Annotated in this window: 1 rRNA gene; it reads right to left on the bottom strand. The window is 54.7% G+C overall.

Annotated elements, in window-relative coordinates:
- Positions 1-38 precede the first annotated feature (38 nt).
- Positions 39-2931 (bottom strand): 23S ribosomal RNA (locus tag ACT3T7_RS18330).
- Positions 2932-2952: the final 21 nt, after the last annotated feature.

Below are 2952 nucleotides of genomic sequence, written 5' to 3'. Positions count from 1 at the left end.
TCATCGTTGTCACTGCGACCAGACCCCTTGGGTGTTATAGGGTCAAGCCTCACGGGCCATTAGTACACGTTAGCTCAACACCTTGCAGTGCGTCCACACCGTGCCTATCAACCAGCTGGTCTCGCTGGGCCCTTCAGGAGGCTCAAGGCCTCGGGGATGTCTCATCTTGAAGGGGGCTTCCCGCTTAGATGCTTTCAGCGGTTATCCCGTCCGACCATAGCTACCCGGCAATGCCACTGGCGTGACAACCGGAACACCAGAGGGTCGTCCACTCCGGTCCTCTCGTACTAGGAGCAGCTCTTCTCAAACATCCAACGCCCACGGCAGATAGGGACCGAACTGTCTCACGACGTTCTAAACCCAGCTCGCGTACCACTTTAAATGGCGAACAGCCATACCCTTGGGACCGACTTCAGCCCCAGGATGTGATGAGCCGACATCGAGGTGCCAAACACCGCCGTCGATGTGAACTCTTGGGCGGTATCAGCCTGTTATCCCCGGAGTACCTTTTATCCGTTGAGCGATGGCCCTTCCATACAGAACCACCGGATCACTAGAACCTGCTTTCGCACCTGCTCGACGTGTCTGTCTCGCAGTCAAGCACCCTTATGCTCTTGCACTCATTGCACGATGTCCGACCGTGCTGAGGGTACCTTCGTGCTCCTCCGTTACTCTTTGGGAGGAGACCGCCCCAGTCAAACTACCCACCACACACTGTCCTCGATCCGGATAACGGACCTGAGTGAGAACGCCAATGATGCCAGGCTGGTATTTCAAGGTTGGCTCCCTTCGAACTGGCGTCCGAAGTTCAAAGCCTCCCAGCTATCCTACACAGGCAACATCAGCGTCCAGTGTGAAGCTATAGTAAAGGTTCACGGGGTCTTTCCGTCTAGCCGCGGGTACACCGCATCTTCACGGCGATTTCAATTTCACTGAGTCTCGGGTGGAGACAGCGTGGCCATCATTACGCCATTCGTGCAGGTCGGAACTTACCCGACAAGGAATTTCGCTACCTTAGGACCGTTATAGTTACGGCCGCCGTTTACCGGGGCTTCAATCAAGAGCTTCGGACGAATCCTAACACCATCATTTAACCTTCCGGCACCGGGCAGGCGTCACACCCTATACGTCCTCTTGCGAGTTGGCAGAGTGCTGTGTTTTTAATAAACAGTTGCAGCCACCTGGTATCTTCGACCGGTTCGGGCTGAAGGAGCAAGTCCTCTCACCCTACGCCGGCGTGCCTTCTCCCGAAGTTACGGCACCATTTTGCCTAGTTCCTTCACCCGAGTTCTCTCAAGCGCCTTGGGATTCTCACCCTGACCACCTGTGTCGGTTTGGGGTACGGTCGCACATGATCTGAAGCTTAGAGGCTTTTCCTGGAAGCGTGGCATCAATGACTTCGACACCGTGGTGTCTTCGTCTCGTCTCTCGGCTTTGAAGGGTCCCGGATTTACCTGAGACCCAGGCCTACTGACTTTCACCAGGACAACCAACGCCTGGCCCACCTAGCCTTCTCCGTCCCCCCATCGCAATCATGTCCGGTACGGGAATATTAGCCCGTTTCCCATCGACTACGCCTTTCGGCCTCGCCTTAGGGGCCGACTCACTCTGCTCTGATTAGCATCGAACAGAAAACCTTGGTCTTCCGGCGGGGGAGTTTTTCACTCCCCTTATCGTTACTCATGTCAGCATTCGCACTCGTGATACCTCCAGCAAGCTTCTCAACTCACCTTCATCGGCTTACACGACGCTCCTCTACCGCTCATCCTAAGGATGAACCCGTAGCTTCGGTATCTGGTTTAGCCCCGTTACATCTTCCGCGCAGGCCGACTCGACTAGTGAGCTATTACGCTTTCTTTAAAGGATGGCTGCTTCTAAGCCAACCTCCTAGCTGTCTGAGCCTTCCCACATCGTTTCCCACTTAACCAGAATTTGGGGACCTTAGCTGACGGTCTGGGTTGTTTCCCTTTTCACGACGGACGTTAGCACCCGCCGTGTGTCTCCCACGCTTGCACTCACCGGTATTCGGAGTTTGCCTCGGGTTGGTAAGTCGGGATGACCCCCTAGCCGAAACAGTGCTCTACCCCCGGCGGTGATACGTGAGGCGCTACCTAAATAGCTTTCGAGGAGAACCAGCTATCTCCGGGCTTGATTAGCCTTTCACTCCGATCCACAAGTCATCCAAATCTTTTTCAACAGATCCTGGTTCGGGCCTCCAGTTGATGTTACTCAACCTTCACCCTGCTCATGGATAGATCGCCCGGTTTCGGGTCTATATCCAGCGACTGTGTCGCCCAGTTAAGACTCGGTTTCCCTACGGCTCCCCTATACGGTTAACCTTGCCACTGAATATAAGTCGCTGACCCATTATACAAAAGGTACGCAGTCACAGAACAAGTCTGCTCCTACTGCTTGTACGCACACGGTTTCAGGATCTATTTCACTCCCCTCTCCGGGGTTCTTTTCGCCTTTCCCTCACGGTACTGGTTCACTATCGGTCAGCCAGGAGTATTTAGCCTTGGAGGATGGTCCCCCCGTCTTCAGTCAAGGTTTCTCGTGCCCCGACCTACTCGATTTCACAGGATCAGATTTTCGACTACGGGGCTATCACCCGCTATGGCCGAGCTTCCCAGCTCGTTCGTCTAATCAGTCACCTGCTTAAGGGCTGGTCCCCGTTCGCTCGCCGCTACTGGGGGAATCTCGGTTGATTTCTTTTCCTCAGGGTACTTAGATGTTTCAGTTCCCCTGGTTCGCCTCGTACCCCTATGTATTCAGGGCACGATACTGACCTTGTGGTCAGTGGGTTTCCCCATTCAGAGATGTCCGGGTCACAGGTTGTTTGCCACCTCGCCGAACCTTATCGCAGGCTTCCACGTCTTTCATCGCCTCTGGCTGCCTAGGCATCCACCGTGTGCGCTTCATTGCTTGACCCTATAACCCGAAGGAGTCTGG

Source organism: Halomonas sp. 111 (assembly GCF_052379685.1).
Taxonomy (GTDB): Bacteria; Pseudomonadota; Gammaproteobacteria; order Pseudomonadales; family Halomonadaceae; genus Vreelandella; species Vreelandella citrativorans.
The sequence above is the reverse complement of the archived record's forward strand: the minus strand, read 5'-3'. Positions and strand labels throughout refer to the sequence as shown.